Source organism: Pseudomonas sp. GW821-FHT07G06 (assembly GCF_058986625.1).
Window position 1 is genome coordinate 278,663 of record NZ_JBYSVW010000008.1, and the last position, 15,561, is coordinate 294,223.

The window sequence follows — 15,561 nt, forward strand, 5'->3', positions numbered from 1 at the left end:
AAGGGCAAAGACATGGCGACGTGCGGCGAAGTATTGGTCAAGTTACTCGAAAACTACGGAGTCGAGCAGGTGTTCGGCATTCCGGGCGTTCACACCGTGGAGCTGTATCGCGGGCTGGCCCGTTCGAGCATCAACCACGTGACGCCGCGTCATGAACAGGGCGCCGGTTTCATGGCCGACGGCTACGCCCGCACCAGCGGCAAACCGGGTGTGTGCTTCATCATCACCGGCCCAGGCATGACCAACATCACCACCGCCATGGGCCAGGCCTACGCCGATTCGATCCCGATGCTGGTGATCTCCAGCGTGCAATCGCGCAGCCAGTTGGGCGGCGGTCGCGGCAAGCTGCATGAACTGCCGAACCAGGGCGCACTGTGCGCCGGTGTCGCGGCGTTCTCCCACACCCTGATGTCGGCGTCGGAATTGCCGGGTGTGCTGGCTCGCGCCTTTGCGCTGTTCCAGGCAGGCCGTCCGCGTCCGGTGCACATTGAAATTCCATTGGACGTGTTGGTCGAAGACGCTGACGAGCTGCTCAGCAGCCTGCCGGTCAACATCGACCGCGCCGGTGCTTCGCCGAGCGCCGTGTCGCGCATGACCGAATTGCTGGCCAACGCCAAGCGTCCGCTGATTCTCGCCGGTGGCGGTGCCATCGACGCGGCGCCCGAGCTGACTGAGCTGGCCGAGTTGCTGGACGCGCCGGTCGCACTGACCATCAATGCCAAGGGCATGCTCGCCTCCGGTCACCCGCTGCTGATCGGCTCGACCCAGAGCCTGGTCGCCACCCGTGCGCTGGTCGCCGAGGCCGACGTGGTCCTGGCCATCGGCACCGAACTGGCCGAGACCGACTACGACGTGACCTTCGCCGGTGGCTTCGAAATTCCTGGCAAGTTGCTGCGCGTCGATATCGACCCGGACCAGACCGTGCGCAACTACCCGCCGCACGTGGCACTGGTGGCCGACTCGCGCAACGCTGCCCAGGCCTTGCTCAGCGCCTTGTCGCACAAATCCCTGGCCGAGCGCCGCAACGATTGGGGCCAGGTACGGGCCGCCCGTCTGCGTGAAGACCTGGCCGCGACCTGGGATGCACCGACCCTGGCCCAGACCCGATTCCTCGAAACCGTCCTGCACGAGCTGCCGGACGCGGTATTCGTCGGTGATTCGACCCAACCGGTATACACCGGCAACCTGACGTTCAACCCGGAGCGGCCGCGTCGCTGGTTCAACTCGTCCACCGGTTACGGCACCCTCGGTTACGCCTTGCCGGCGGCGATTGGCGCCTGGCTCGGCGGCAGCGCTGAAAACGGTGCTCGCCCGCCAGTGGTGTGCCTGATCGGTGACGGCGGCCTGCAGTTCACCCTGCCGGAACTGGCCAGTGCCGTTGAAGCGCGCACTCCGGTCATCGTGCTGCTGTGGAATAACCAGGGCTACGAAGAGATCAAGAAATACATGGTCAACCGTGCCATCGAGCCGGTCGGCGTGGACATCTACACCCCGGACTTCATCGGTGTGGCCAAGGCCTTGGGTTGCGCGGCCGAAGCCGTCAGCAGTGTCGAGCAATTGCGCGGCGCATTGCGTGTGGCCCACGATCGCCAGGGCCCGACCCTGATTGAAATCGACCAGGCCGAGTGGATGAAGGCGGTGTCGAAATGACGTTCCCGACTACCCTGGATGGCCTGTACATCAACGGCCAATGGTCGGCCGGCAATGAACACCTGCGCGTCATCAACCCGGCGACCGAAGCCCTGTTGACCACGGTCAATGGCGGCGATGAGCGTGCGGTTGATCAAGCGGTGAGCGCGGCGACCCAGGCGTTCGCCGGCTGGTCGAAAACCTCCGGCGCCGAACGCGCTGCCATCCTGCGCAAAATCGCCGCGGGCGTGCAGGCCAACCGTGAAAAACTGATGCACTTGCAGTCGAGCAACAACGGCAAGCCGCAATTCGAAGCCGCGATCGACGTCGATGACGTGATTGCCACGTTCGAGTATTACGCCGGTCTGGCCGAAGGGATGGACGCGAAACAGGACAGCGCCATCGAACTGCCGAGCGACGACTTCAGTGCGCGCCTGCGCCGTGAGCCGTGCGGTGTGGTCGGCCTGATCGTGCCGTGGAACTTCCCGATGGTCACCACCGCCTGGAAACTCGCCCCGGCCCTGGCCGCCGGTTGCTGCGTGGTGCTCAAGCCTTCGGAAGTGACGCCGCTGCCAGAGCTGGAACTGGCAACGATCATCGCTGAAGCCGGATTGCCGGCGGGTGTGTTCAACCTGGTGTGTGGCACTGGCCTGGCTGTTGGCGCGCCATTGTCGGCAGATCCGCGTATCGCGAAAATTTCCTTCACCGGCAGCAACGCCGTTGGCGTGCAGGTCATGCAGCGGGCGGCGGAATCCGTCAAAGGCGTGAGCCTGGAGCTGGGCGGCAAATCATCGCTGCTGGTGCTGGCCGATGCCGATCTCGACCTGGCGGTGGAAGTGGCTTGCGGCGGTGGTTTCTTCAACGCCGGGCAGATGTGCTCTGCCACCAGCCGCGTGCTGGTCGCCGATGAACTGGCCGATGAATTCCTCAGCCGCGTGAAGGCCCGTGCCGAAGCGATTCGCGTGGCAGACCCGTTCGACCCCAACGTGGAAATGGGCGCGCTGGTCAATCAGGCGCAATACCAGCGTGTACTGGGTCACATCGATCGTGGTTTGAGCGCCGGCGCCAAACTGGTTTGCGGTGGCAATCGCCCGGCGGACCTGCCACGCGGATATTTTTTGCAGCCGACGGTTTTCACCGAAGTGCCCCTCGACAGTGCGCTGTGGTGTGAAGAGATTTTCGGCCCGGTGATCTGCGTGCGCAGTTTCGCCTCTGAAGCCGAGGCGATTGCCTTGGCCAACGACAGCCAGTTCGGCCTGGTCGCCAGTGTGGTCACGCGCAATGCCGAGGCTGCCGACCGCGTCGCCAATGCTTTGCAGGCAGGGCTTGTGTGGATCAACGCACCGCAGGTGATCTTCCCGCAGACCGCCTGGGGCGGCTACAAGCAGAGCAGCATAGGCCGTGAATTGGGGCCCTGGGGCTTGCAGGCTTTCCAGGAAATCAAACACGTGATCCGGGCCGTCTGACGCCGATCACTGTAGGAGCGAGCCTGCTCGCGATGGACGTCAACGATAACGCGGGGTACCTGAATGAGCGCGGTGCCCTTGCGTCCATCGCGAGCAGGCTCGCTCCTACAGAAAACCCATCCGCATGCCCCGAAAGAAGGCATGCGCTGTTGTCATGGCTTCAATGAGTTTTTATCGATAGTCAGCTGTTTTACACAACCTCAGGATGAACTTGCTGGCTCAGCCAACCCCCCGAAAATAGAGGGGCCAACGCTGGTCCGGTCGCGCGGATGCAACAGTTTCGACCTGCCTTATACCTACAAAAACAAAGGGAGTCCGTAATGGGCGAGCATGATCTGAACAGACGTCAATTTATCAAGACCGTGGGCGTAGCCTCGGTTGCAGCGGCAGCCATGAGCATGCCGTTCATCAAGGCCAATGCCAGCGACACACGCTTTGCCGGCAAGACCCTGCGTTTGCTGACCTGGTCCGATGACACCGGTCTGGCTGCACTGCGCAACATCGCCGCGACGTTCGAAGACAAGTACGGCTGCAAGGTCATCGCTGACCGCACCGGCAGTACTTCGGAAATGGTCGCTAAACTCAAGGCCGGCGGTGATCGTCCACAGTACGACATCATCACCCTGGCAGGCGTTGGCGCCGAAGGTCTGGCCGCCGCCAACCTGCTGGAAAAACCCGACCTCAACCGCATTCCCAACCTGGTCGATGTACCGGAGAAATACCGCACCGGCGCCAATGGCCACGGTATCGGTTACCTGCTGTGGTGCAACAGCCTGGTCTACAGCACCCGCACCCAGAAAGAAGCCCCGACCAGCTACGCCTCCCTGTGGGATGCCGACGCGGCGCCGAACATCTTCCTGCCGCCGCCGAACTGGACCGAGGCCATGGACCTGATCATCATCGCCGCCAAACTGGCCGGTGGTGACGAGCACAACATCGAACCTGGCTTCAAGAAACTCGCCGAGCTGAAAGATCGAGTGGTGACCCTGGGTGAAAACCCGAACCAGATCGCCGAGCTGTTCCGCACCGGTTCCCTGGACATGGGCGGCCTGTACGCACCGGCGTTCTTCCCGAAACAGATCCGCGATCCGAACTACGGTCTGGGTGCCACGTTCGGCATGAAGGAAGGTTTCTACACCGACCTGATGCTGTCGGTGATGCCGAAGAACCGTCCGGGCGATACCGACATGGCCTATGCCTTCATCAACCACTCCCTGGACCCATTGGTGCAGGGCAAGATGGCTGAAGACATCTACAACGGCCCGGTCAACGCCAAGGCGATCATCTCCGCCGAAGCGCGCAAGAGCCCGTACATCCTCACGCCGGAGCAGATTGCCGAGAAGGCGATCATGCACGACAACGCCTTCCTGGCGACTGTGCATGACCAATGGATTCGTCGTTACACGGAAATCTTTTCTTCCTGATCGAGTGACCTACACAGGATCCTCAAACACTGAAGATCCCTGTGGGAGCGAGCTTGCTCGCGATAGCGGAGTGTCAGTCGACATCATTGGCGACTGACAAGCAGTCATCGCGAGCAAGCTCGCTCCCACAAGGGGCCGATGTGTCTGGAAGTCTTGTGTTTGTCAGCTGCTTTCCATTGACGAGACCCTTTGCTATGGAACACCAACCTCTGACCCATCCGGTGAGTGCCGCCCCCGTGCGCGCCGCTCGGGGTGTTTCGCCAACGACGCGCGCCTGGTTTTTCCTCACACCGTCGATGCTGTTTCTTGGCGTACTGATTGCCGCGAGCCTCTTGGTACTGCGCATGAGCGTGGGCACCAAAGGCGCGGAATGGTCCGGGTTCAGCCTGGCCAGCTACGCCCAGTTGCTGGAACCCTATTACCTCAAATCCCTGATGCTGACCCTGCGCCTGGCGCTGATCAGCGCGGTGATCGCAGTGATTCTGGCGATCCCGGTGGCCTACACCATGTCGCGCCTGACCTCGCCGTTCGTGCGGCGGATCTTCCTGGCGGCGGTGTTGCTGCCGTTGCTGGTCAACCTGCTGCTGCAAAGCTACGGCTGGCTGGTGATCCTCGGCCCAGGCGGCATGCTCAACCAGACCCTGATGGGCCTGGGCCTGATCAAGCGCCCGATCATGCTGTTGTACAACCAGAACGGCGTGTTGATGGGCCTGGTGCAAACCGCCTTCCCGCTGGCCGTGTTGCCGATCGCCAGCGCCATGCGCGGCGTCGCACGCAGCTACGAAGAAGCCGCGGCCACCCTCGGCGCCAGTCGTTTCCAGGTGTTCCGCCAGGTGGTGTTGCCGATGAGTCTGCCAGGGATCATTACCGGTGCGACCCTGGTGTTCGCCTACAACGCCAGCAGTTTCGTGGTGCCCTTGCTGCTCGGTGGCCGGCGCGTGCCGATGCTGGCGGTGATGGTGCATGACCAGATCGCCCCGCTGATGAACTGGCCCGCCGCATCCGCTGCCGGCGTGGTGCTGATCGTCACCACACTCGCGATCATGACTTTGTCCGAATACATCACTGGCCGTCGTCGGCGCATGCTGGAGGCTTCCCAATGAGCACCCTGACCAAGAAACGTTATGGGCTGTTGCCCGGCGAGACCGGCAAGTTTGCCGGCATCCTTTCGGGCTTCATCCTGCTGCTGGCGGTGCTGCCGATCCTGACCATGATCGTCATGTCGTTCAGCGGCGCGTCGAACCTCGACTTCCCGCCGAGCAGCTACAGCCTGCAATGGTACAAGGCCGCCTGGCACACCTTCGTGTCGCCGGACGCCAGCGACGTCCTGAGCCTCGGCCAGGCCATGAGCACCAGCCTGCTGGTGTCGTGCCTGACCATGGTCTTCGCGACCATCATCGCCGTACCGGCGGCGTATGCACTGACCCGTTGCGAGTTCCGCGGCAAGGCCGTGGCGCTGCAACTGATGTCGTTGCCGTTGGTGTTCCCGATGGTGGTGTTGGGTCTGGCGTTGCTGCTGGTGTTCGACAGCCTGCCGTTCCACATGACTACCTCGCGCCTGGTGATTGCCCACGTGATCCTGGCGCTGCCATTCGTGGTGAAGAACTGCACGGCCGCGATGCTCTCCATCGGCAGCGAAGTCGAAGAGGCCGCGCAGATGCTCGGCGCCTCACCGTTGCGGGCGATTGTCGATGTGGTGGTGCCGTTGATGAAGTCGGGGATCCTGGCGGGCATGCTGCTGGCGTTCATCGTCTCGTTCAACGAATTCACCGTGACCTATTTCCTCTACACCATCGATGTGATGACCGTGCCGATCTGGATGTACAGCCGCACTGTGTCTTCGCTCGACCCCACCGTATTTTCGTTTGCCGTGCTGATCGTGCTGATCGACTTCGTCCTGATCTGGGCGCTGGAGAAGCTGGTTGGTGAAGGTGGCGTTTCGTTCTGATTTCTTGAGGTACTTCAAATGTCTGGTCTGATTCTGGAAAACGTCGAGAAACATTACGGCTCGGCCTGCGCGGTAACCGATGTGAACCTGCACTTGCCCGAGGGCAAACTGGTGTGTTTCCTCGGCCCATCGGGCTGTGGCAAAACCACGCTGTTGCGCATGATTGCCGGCCTTGAAACCCTGACCGGCGGCGAGATCCGCCTGGACGGTGAAGACATCGGCCACACCCCGGCACACCTGCGCAACTTCGGCATGGTGTTCCAGTCCCTGGCGCTGTTCCCGCACATGACCGTTGGTGAGAACATCGCCTATCCGCTGAAACTGCGCGGGGTCAGCAAGGCTGACCAGCAGAAGCGGGTGGTGGAGTTGCTGGAACTGATCCAGTTGCAAGCGATGATCGATCGTCCGGTGGCCAAACTCTCCGGCGGACAACGCCAGCGCGTGGCGATTGCCCGGGCGATTGCCAATCACCCGAAAATCCTTCTGCTCGACGAACCGTTGTCGGCGCTGGACGCCAAGCTGCGCGAATCGATGCAGGTGGAAATCCGTCAACTGCAACAGCGCTTGAACATCACCACCATCATGGTGACCCACGATCAGCGTGAAGCCATGACCATGGCCGATATCGTGGTCGTGCTGGGTGAGCATCGGGTGCAGCAGGTCGGCACGCCGATTGAAATCTACCGGCACCCGGCCAACGAGTTCGTCGCGGATTTCATCGGCTCGGGCAACATCTTCCCGGCCACGGCGCTGGGCAACGGCAAGGTCAGCCTGCCGGGTGGCGATGCGTTGCAAGTGCCGATCTGCACGAGCGTTGCGGCAGGGGAAAAGGTGAAGATGCTGATTCGTCCGGAAGACCTGCAACTGTCGGCGCCGCAGGCGACGGCGGGCAACCGCTTGCTGGGCAAGGTGACCTTCGTGCGCGATATCGGCGCGACCATCGAGACCACGGTCGAGTGTTCCGGGGTGTCGTTTACCGCGCTGAGCACGCCGTGCCAGGGCTTTGGCCTGAGCGTCGGCCACCCGGTGTCGGTGACCTTGCCGGCGGAGGCTTGCCGGGTACTTGGGGCCTGATCCAGGTTTGATGCTGTTTGTACTGGCCTCATCGCGAGCAAGCTCGCTCCCACATTGGACGGTGTACGCTGGACCCTGTGGGAGCGAGCCTGCTCGCGAAGAGGTCGGCACTACCAACACAAGTTCTGGATCAGACTGACAACCGCAACCGCGCCAGATCCCGCAACGGCGGCGCCCCGAACAACCGGCTGTACTCCCGGCTGAACTGCGACGGACTTTCATACCCTACGCGATACCCCGCCGCCGAAGCTTCCAGCCCTTCGGCCAGCATCAACCGCCGTGCTTCCTGCAGGCGCAACTGCTTCTGATACTGCAACGGACTCATCGCCGTCATCGCCTTGAAGCGGTGATGCAGGGTCGACACGCTCAGGTTCACCTCCTTCGCCAGATCATCGATGCGCAGCGGCTGTTCGAAATGGCCATTGAGCCATTTGATCGCCTGGCTGACGCGATGGCTCTGACTGTTGGCGATGGCGATTTCGTACAGCCGATGCCCCTGTTTGCTGCGCAACAGGCGATAGAGAATCTCCCGGCGAATCAGCGGCGCGAGCATGGCGATGTCTTTCGGCGTGTCCAGTAGCCGTGCCAGGCGCAGCACGGCATCCAGCATGGCCGTATCGAGCCGCTCGACATACAGCCCGCGCCCGGTCGGCCGGGTGGGCACGCCGAGGGGGCCGGCGTCGGCGATCAGCGCGGTGATTTCCGCCGGATCGATGTCCAGGCGCAGGGCCAGGATCGGTTCCTCGGCCGAGACATCCACCACCCGTCCACTGAGCGGCATCGAGACCGAGACCACCAGGTAATTCAACGGGTCGTAATTGAAGTACTCGTTGGCCAACTGAACTTCCTTGCGCCCCTGGGCCATGATGCACAGTGCCGGTTGCGCGAGCACCGGGGCAAACTCGTGGGACTGGCTATGGCGGGACATGAACAGTGAGGCGATGGCCGTGGCATAACTGCCATCTTCGGCGGTGTTGCGGCGGATGATCGCCGCCAGTTCCGCGCGCTGCTTTTCCATGTCGGTGTCCAGCGGGGCTTGAAAGTGATCGAGCGACGTCATGCGCGGCATCCTCGGCAGGCATGGAGGGAATGGAGCAGAGCATATGTTTGTGCAAGTGGCAGCGGTAGACACATTCTGCCGGATGCTTGCCTGATTCTGCCTGAGGTGACTTCAAGCCAGCGCATCACAGGCAGTCCCTGCCTCCCACCACCCCTGTAGGAGCTGCCGAAGGCTGCGATCTTTTGATTTCGTTTTCAAGATCAAAAGATCGCAGCCTTCGGCAGCTCCTACAGGAAGTTTCGCAGGATCGTGCAATGCACCGGCAGGAATCGACTAACGGCACCCGGGCAGTGGCCCTTAACCTTTGATCCTGTCGCAGCCCGTCCCACGGCTGCCACGCGACTCCCCGGGAGGGTTGAACATGTCCAAGCAGATCCCCGTCAGTCATATGGCCTTCGTCCGGGCGCGAGCCGGGCGCTCGGCGGAACTCGGTGTGCGCCTCAGCGCCCTGATCGAACCGTCCCGCACAGCGCCTGGCTGCCTGAGCTTCGCCTTGCAGCATTCGCAGTGCGATCCGGAACTGTGGCTGGTGTCCGGTTTCTGGAGCGATCAACAGGCCATGACCGCGTACTTCAGCACGCCGGCGATGGAGATTTTTGCCGAGTTGGTGCAGGAGCTGGTGGTCAACAGTCTGGATTTCCACACGTTCAAGGAGGTGTCGGCGGCGCAGGCCCTCGGTCAGTCCGGACTGACGGTACACAAACTGGCCGGTTGAGGGTTTAATGACGGCATTCTCAACCAGCCAGGATTCGCGACATGGCACGTAAAGCCTTTGATCACTTCGAAGCTGTTTCCGCTGTAGTACCGGGCGAGGGCGGCTACCACGCCGCTATCGCCGTCAAAGCGCTGGGTGGTGCCGGCGCCCCGCGGTTTCACAAAGTGCTGGAAGGCCAGACCTTCAAGACGGCCCACGAGGCCGATGATGCGGCCGCCAGGGAGCTGACCCGCCTCAAGGACGTCAAGGAAAACACCGACCTGCTCTGGTGATCACTTCACCGCCCCCGGGCGGTACATCTTGAACAACGCCTCAGGTCCCAGCTGGAAATAATCCGCCGGCCCGCCGCCGCGCAGAATCGGTTCTGCCGCGGCGGTGTCGTATACCCCGTCCTTCAACAGCCATTTGGCGATATGCACGGCGACCACTTCGCCGAGGATCAGCCAGCTCGGCACCACATTGCCGTCCGCCCGCTGCAACTGAATGATCTGCGTGACCTTGCACTCGAAGGACACCGGGCTTTCGGCCACCCGTGGTACCTGAATGACCTTCGAGGCAACAGTTGTCAGGCCGGCCAGTTCGAATTCGTTGACCTCAGGCCTGACCATGGCGCTGCTCTGGTTCATCTGCTCGGCCAGCGGACGGGTGGCCAGGTTCCAGGCGAATTCGCCGGTTTGTTCGATGTTGTTCAGGCTGTCTTTGCGTCCGACGCTGGAAAAACCAATGATCGGCGGGATGTAGTTGAAGGCGTTGAAGAAGCTGTAGGGCGCGAGGTTCAAGCGGCCCTCGGCATCCTGTGAAGAGATCCAGCCGATGGGGCGCGGGCCGACGATGGCGTTGAACGGATCGTGGGGCAGGCCGTGGCCGTTGGCGGGTTCGTAGAAGTGGATATCGTCGGGCATCAGGTGGGATTTCCAGAGCTTGCGGGGAGACGTGCATGGTGCAAGCACGCGCCGCGGATTTCCAGTCGGATTCAGTACTTGAAATGATTAGATCGCTCCCACAGGTTTTATGTGATTACCAGACTTTGTGTTCCTCCAAAAACGACTAAGCCCGGCCGAAGCCGGGCCGAAGCCGGTCTGTGAATTTCCCTCCACATTCAGCCGATAGCTTCTGCGCTGCCGGTTTTATCGAAGCCATCGGCGGCATAGGTGCCCGAATGGGCGTGTTCGATGGCCGCGCTGGTGCCGGAGCCGTAGGAGGCCGAACCGGTCTTGTCGTAGCCGTCGGCTGCAAAGGCATTGGCAGCCAGCACGGAAAGGGTCAGGGCAAGGATCAATCGGGTTTTCATGGCAGGTACTCCAGGTACGTTCGCTATGGGTACGTTCAGGCACTCCTTCGAGGCCTGTAACGGATATACGTGCGTCCTGTCGATCTGGATGCACTCAGCTGCAGGCTGCTGCCGGTGCATTAACCGATGATTATCCTGGTGGAGGGGGAGACGAATGGTGCCCTTCGCGAAACCGTCCGCGAAGGGCCTTGGCGCTCACCGTTGCAGTGAGCGCCGGTTGGCGATCAGTCGGTGACGATCCGCGAATGTTTACGGGTGTCTTTCATGGTGATGTACACCAGCAACGACACGGCAATACACGCGGTCACGTACCAGTAGTAACCCGTCTCCATGCCGATGCTCTTGAACCACAGTGCGATGTATTCAGCGGTGCCGCCGAAGATCGAAACGGTCAGTGCGTACGGCAGGCCCACGCCCAGGGCGCGGATTTCGGTCGGGAACAGTTCGGCTTTCACCACGGCGTTGATCGAGGTGTAGCCGCTGACGATGATCAGCGCCGCCATGATCAGGAAGAACGCGCCCCACCAGGTGGTGATGGTGTGCAGGGCAGTCAGGATCGGCACGGTGAACAGCGTACCCAGGATGCCGAAGGCAATCAGGATCGGCCGGCGACCGATTTTATCCGACAGCCCGCCGACGATCGGTTGCAGGCACATGAACAGAAACAGCGTAGCGGCGGAAATGGTGGTGGAGTCGGAAATGCTCATGCCGACGGTGTTCACCAGGTATTTCTGCATGTAGGTGGTGTAGGTGTAGAACGCCAGGGTACCGCCCATGGTCAGGCCGACCACGGTCAACAGTTCCTTGGGGTGACGCATCAAGGTGCGCATCGCGCTTTCCTTGGCCTTTTCCTTCTTGGTGAACGACTCGGTCTCTTCCATGCCGCGACGCAGGTACAACGCCACCACGGCACACAGCGCGCCGATGGCGAACGGGATGCGCCAGCCCCAGGCGTAGAGCTCTTCGGTAGTCAGCAATTGTTGCAGCACGATCAACACCGCCAGGGCGATGAGTTGGCCGGAGATCAGGGTCACGTACTGGAAGCTGGAGTAGAAGCCGCGACGTTCCTTGGTCGCCATTTCGCTGAGGTAAGTGGCGGAGGTGCCGTATTCGCCACCCACCGACAGGCCTTGCAGCAAGCGCGCGAACACCAGCAGGATCGGCGCACCGATGCCGATGACTTCATAACTCGGGCTCAGGGCGATCAGCAGCGAGCCGAAGCACATCAGGTACACCGAGGCCATCAGGGCCTTTTTGCGCCCGACCTTGTCGGCATACAGCCCCATCAGCCAGCCACCGATCGGACGCATCAGGAAGCCCACGGCGAAGATCGCGGCGGTGTTGAGCAGTTGGGCGGTGGTGTCGCCCTTGGGGAAGAACGTCTTGGCGAAGTACAGGGAGAAGGCGGCGTAGACGTACCAGTCGTACCACTCGACCATGTTGCCGACGGAACCGCTGAAGATCGATTTGATGCGGCTGGACGTGGTTCTTTCTTTGGCCGGCACGGCAGCCGACCCAAGCGGCAGGGAGTTGGAGTTATCCATTGAAGGATCCTTCGTTTAATTGTTTTTGTGGAGCGCGTTTAAACGCAGCCTGCGAGGGATATAGCAGGAGCTGTGCCAAGGAGGAGAGGGCCGGTTTAGAGGGGTGGTGGTGTTTTGGTGAGCGGAAATCCGCTTATCTGCGGGTGGTGGTGAGCGGAAAGTTGCTCATCTGGCGGTGTGTTTGTACTGACTTTGCTGGCCTCATCGCGAGCAAGCTCGCTCCCACAATGTTCGGCGTACACAGATCCACTGTGGGAGCGAGCTTGCTCGCGATGGGGCCAGGACAGACACTGCAAACTCAGGTCTCTTGCAGGAACATCTCCCGGCTCAACCCATGCCGCTGCATCTTTTCATTGAAGGTCCGGCGCGGCAGTTGCAGTTCTTCGAGCACTGCTTTCACATCGCCCTTGTGCCGGGTCAATGCGGCACGCAGGCATTGCGCTTCGAACGCTTCCTGCTGCGCCGCCAGTGACTGGCCGGGCTCGATACCCAAGGGCTCCGGCTCACCGAGCCCCAATACCTGACGCTCGGCAACGTTCGCCAGTTCGCGCACATTGCCCGGCCAGTCGTGGCTCAATAGATGGCTCAACTGCGGACCGCTCAGCGGCGCCAAGGTCCGGCCCAGGCGTTCGGCAGCGTTGCGGGCAAACGACTCGTAGAGCAACGGGATGTCCTCGCGCCGGTCGCGCAACGGCGGCAAACGCAACTCGGCAACGTTCAGACGATAGGCCAGGTCTTCACGAAAGCGCCCGGCCCGAGCCTCGTCGAGCAGGTCCGGCTTGGTCGCGGCAATGATGCGCAAATCCACGCGAATGCTCTGGTTCGAGCCCAGTCGCTCAAGCTTCTGCTCTTGCAGCACCCGCAGCAATTTCACCTGCTGGGCCAGCGGCATGCTTTCGATTTCATCGAGAAACAGCGTGCCACCGTCGGCGTATTCGAGTTTGCCGATGCGCTTGCCGGACGCCCCGGTGAACGCACCGCTCTCGTGACCGAACAGTTCGGCCTCGAACAGCTGCTCGGGGATGGCCGCGCAATTAAGAGCGACAAAGGGCTTGTCGGCTCGCGACCCGAAGTCATGCAGGCAGCGTGCGACCAGTTCCTTGCCACTACCGGTTTCCCCGCGAATCAGCACGTTCACCGGCAGGGCTGCCAGGTCCAGCACCTGCCGGCGCAGGGTCTGCAAGCCCCGGGATACGCCGAGCAGCGTGGCATCCAGTTTGGCGCGGTTGTCCGCCTGCTCATGCAGTGCGCGGTTTTCCAGCACCAGCCGGCGTTTGTCGAGGGCGCGGCGCAGGCTGCCGAGCAGGGTTTCCGGGCTGAAGGGTTTCTCGAGGAAATCGTAGGCGCCGTCGCGCATGGCCTCGACGGCCATCGGTACGTCGCCGTGGCCGGTCAACAGGATCACCGGCAAATCGGCATCCCGGCGTTGCACCTCGGCCAGCAGTTCCAGGCCGGTCATGCCGGGCATGCGCACATCGCTGAGAATCACCCCGGCAAAGTGTCTGGGCAATTGCGCCAGGCACTCGTCGGCGCGGCTGAACAATTGCACCTCGAAACCCGACAGGCTCAACCATTGCTCGACGGCACTGCGGATGCTGCTTTCGTCGTCGACCACCATCACTGAGTTCAGCATGGTTCATGCACCTCCAGGTCGATGGGCAGGGTCACGGTAAACACGGCACCCTTGTCATGATTGTCGGCGCTCAAGCGCCCGCCGGATTCGTGAACGATGGCGAACGATACGGCCAAACCGATGCCCAGGCCATCGCCCACCGGTTTGGTGGTGAAGAACGGATCGAACACCTTGGGCAGGTTCTCTTCGGCGATACCGCCACCGTTGTCGATCACGCTCAGGCGCCACAATTGTTCGTCGGCTTCGAGGCGGATTTCCAGGCGTTTGCAAGGTTTGTCCTGCATCGCATCGAGGGCGTTGCGCAGCAGGTTGATCAGCACCTGTTCCAGGCGAATCGCATCGCCGCGCACCCAGGCCGGGCGGGTCAGGTGCAACACGGTGCTGACCTGTTCGTCGCGCAGCCGGGTGTCGAGCAGTTGCAGCGACTGGTCCACCACCGCCGCCAGGTCCAGGCGTTCGCGCAAACCGCTGGGGCTTTTGCGGGCGAAGGTTTTCAGGTGGCCGGTGAGGGCGGCCATGCGCGTAAGCATTTCATCCACCGGTTTGAGCGCCTTGTAGGCGTCGTCGACCCGGCCGTGGTCGAGCAGCAGGCGCAAGGTCGCCAGCTGCATGCGCTGGGCGGTGAGCGGCTGGTTGATCTCATGGGCCAGGGCGGCGGACATCTGCCCCAGCGCCGCGAGTTTGGCCGACTGCACCAGGCCCTCCTGGGCGGTGCGCAGGTCGCGGGTACGCTCTTCCACCAGTCGTTCGAGTTCTTCACGGCTGCGCTGGCGCAGCTTGGCCAGGCGCCAGCGCTGATTGAGAAACAGCAGCAGGAACACCAGGGTCAGCCACAAGCCGGCCGCAGCGAGGGCGGCATTGCGGCTGTCTTCGAAGGCCACTTGCGGGCGCCGCAGCAGATGCAGGGTCCAGCCCTCGGCACTCAGCGGCAGGGATTCCCACAGGTAATCCGCCTTGCCGTCCGGGCCATCGACCCGAGCCAGGTCACTGTTGTCGTCGAAACGCCGCAACGATTGAAACTCCAGCGGCGTCAGCGGCTGCTTGTCGTACTGGCGGGTGGCCTTGAGTTCGGCGTGATCGCTGTCGCTCAGCGGCTTGAGCAGGCGATAGCGCCAGCCCGGCTGGTTGGCGATGAAGATGATCCCGCGTGCGTCGCTGACCAACAGCGTGTCGCTGCCCTGGCGCCACTCGCGTTCCAGTTCGGGAAACTCCAGTTTCACCACCATGGCGCCGAGGAACTGCCCGTCGTCATCGCTGACCGCGCTGGAGAGGAAGTAGCCGGGAATCCCGCTGGTCACGCCTACCGCGTAAAAACGCCCGGTGCCCTGGGTGCGGGTCTGGTTGAAATAGGGACGGAAACCGTAGTTGTGGCCGACATAACTGCTGGGCAAACGCCAGTTGCTCGCCGCCACGGCGAGGCCGGTGCGATCGAGCAATTCCAGGGTCGAGGACTCGGCGGCGCCGTTGATCTTTTCCAGTTTGCGGTTCAACGCATCCTGCTGCCCTTGGCTCACCGCCCCCTTGAGCGCCGAGCGCAACTCCGGGTCCAGCGCCAGCACGGCGGGCAGGGCGCGGTAACGTTCGATCAGGGTATGCAGTGACGTGGCGTACAGCGCCAATTGCTGATTGGCGCGGGCGGCGTCTTCGACCATTGACTGGCGCACGGCGTGGCGCATGGCCAAGGTCGCGGCGATGGCGGCGCCGGCGATGATGAGCAAGGTGTAGAGCGCCAGGCGCAGGGATCTGGAGGTCGGGAGCATCGAACGTAAATCGGACA

At 62.3% G+C, this 15,561-nt stretch carries 14 protein-coding genes; 8 read left to right on the plus strand and 6 right to left on the minus strand.

Going from position 1 to position 15,561, the window contains the following annotated elements; all coding sequences use genetic code 11:
• Positions 1–12: 12 nt before the first annotated feature.
• The 6 genes from AC3WJW_RS16000 (at position 13) to AC3WJW_RS16025 (ending at position 7,541) form a co-directional block, all read left to right on the plus strand.
• Positions 13–1,650, plus strand: a complete 1,638-nt coding sequence (locus AC3WJW_RS16000; RefSeq protein ID WP_493726655.1) for a 5-guanidino-2-oxopentanoate decarboxylase — start codon at positions 13–15, stop codon at positions 1,648–1,650.
• On the plus strand, positions 1,647–3,095 hold the full coding sequence (locus tag AC3WJW_RS16005) for an aldehyde dehydrogenase family protein (protein ID WP_493726656.1): 1,449 nt from the start codon (positions 1,647–1,649) through the stop codon (positions 3,093–3,095). Before AC3WJW_RS16000 ends, AC3WJW_RS16005 begins: the two co-directional genes overlap by 4 nt.
• 320 nt (positions 3,096–3,415) lie before the next feature.
• The gene (locus AC3WJW_RS16010; protein WP_007978499.1) at positions 3,416–4,519 is read left to right on the plus strand and encodes an extracellular solute-binding protein; all 1,104 of its coding nucleotides are present in this window, start codon (positions 3,416–3,418) and stop codon (positions 4,517–4,519) included.
• Positions 4,520–4,713: 194 nt separating this feature from the next.
• Positions 4,714–5,622: an ABC transporter permease gene (locus AC3WJW_RS16015; RefSeq protein ID WP_007978497.1), complete on the plus strand. Its 909-nt coding sequence runs from the start codon at positions 4,714–4,716 to the stop codon at positions 5,620–5,622.
• Positions 5,619–6,467, plus strand: coding sequence for an ABC transporter permease (locus AC3WJW_RS16020; protein WP_493726657.1), 849 nt, complete (start codon positions 5,619–5,621; stop codon positions 6,465–6,467). The genes AC3WJW_RS16015 and AC3WJW_RS16020 overlap by 4 nt, the downstream gene beginning before the upstream one ends.
• 18 nt (positions 6,468–6,485) lie before the next feature.
• The gene (locus tag AC3WJW_RS16025; protein WP_493726658.1) at positions 6,486–7,541 is read left to right on the plus strand and encodes an ABC transporter ATP-binding protein; all 1,056 of its coding nucleotides are present in this window, start codon (positions 6,486–6,488) and stop codon (positions 7,539–7,541) included.
• A gap of 130 nt (positions 7,542–7,671) precedes the next feature.
• On the opposite strand, the gene AC3WJW_RS16030 is transcribed toward AC3WJW_RS16025, so the two are convergent.
• Positions 7,672–8,601 (minus strand): AraC family transcriptional regulator, encoded by a 930-nt coding sequence (locus AC3WJW_RS16030; protein ID WP_493726659.1) that lies wholly within the window; start codon positions 8,599–8,601, stop codon positions 7,672–7,674.
• Positions 8,602–8,962: 361 nt separating this feature from the next.
• On the opposite strand from AC3WJW_RS16030, the gene AC3WJW_RS16035 reads away from it, so the two are divergent.
• Together AC3WJW_RS16035 and AC3WJW_RS16040 are read left to right on the plus strand one after the other, a co-directional pair.
• Positions 8,963–9,316: a putative quinol monooxygenase gene (locus tag AC3WJW_RS16035; protein WP_116581086.1), complete on the plus strand. Its 354-nt coding sequence runs from the start codon at positions 8,963–8,965 to the stop codon at positions 9,314–9,316.
• A 41-nt stretch (positions 9,317–9,357) separates the two neighbouring features.
• Positions 9,358–9,588 carry a hypothetical protein gene (locus AC3WJW_RS16040; RefSeq protein ID WP_102698409.1) on the plus strand — a complete coding sequence of 77 codons (231 nt, stop codon included), beginning with the start codon at positions 9,358–9,360 and terminating at the stop codon, positions 9,586–9,588.
• On the opposite strand, the gene AC3WJW_RS16045 is transcribed toward AC3WJW_RS16040, so the two are convergent.
• From AC3WJW_RS16045 to AC3WJW_RS16065, 5 genes are all read right to left on the minus strand, one after another.
• Positions 9,589–10,218 (minus strand): flavin reductase family protein, encoded by a 630-nt coding sequence (locus tag AC3WJW_RS16045; RefSeq protein WP_095965424.1) that lies wholly within the window; start codon positions 10,216–10,218, stop codon positions 9,589–9,591. It abuts the gene before it with no gap.
• A 197-nt stretch (positions 10,219–10,415) separates the two neighbouring features.
• The gene (locus AC3WJW_RS16050) at positions 10,416–10,607 is read right to left on the minus strand and encodes a hypothetical protein (RefSeq protein WP_218482116.1); all 192 of its coding nucleotides are present in this window, start codon (positions 10,605–10,607) and stop codon (positions 10,416–10,418) included.
• A gap of 224 nt (positions 10,608–10,831) precedes the next feature.
• The gene (locus AC3WJW_RS16055; protein ID WP_493726660.1) at positions 10,832–12,151 is read right to left on the minus strand and encodes an MFS transporter; all 1,320 of its coding nucleotides are present in this window, start codon (positions 12,149–12,151) and stop codon (positions 10,832–10,834) included.
• Between the two features lie 298 nt (positions 12,152–12,449).
• Complete coding sequence (locus AC3WJW_RS16060) at positions 12,450–13,784, minus strand: sigma-54-dependent transcriptional regulator (RefSeq protein ID WP_493726661.1); 1,335 nt, start codon at positions 13,782–13,784, stop codon at positions 12,450–12,452.
• Positions 13,778–15,544 (minus strand): sensor histidine kinase, encoded by a 1,767-nt coding sequence (locus AC3WJW_RS16065; RefSeq protein WP_493726662.1) that lies wholly within the window; start codon positions 15,542–15,544, stop codon positions 13,778–13,780. The genes AC3WJW_RS16060 and AC3WJW_RS16065 overlap by 7 nt, the downstream gene beginning before the upstream one ends.
• Between the last annotated feature and the right edge of the window lie 17 nt (positions 15,545–15,561).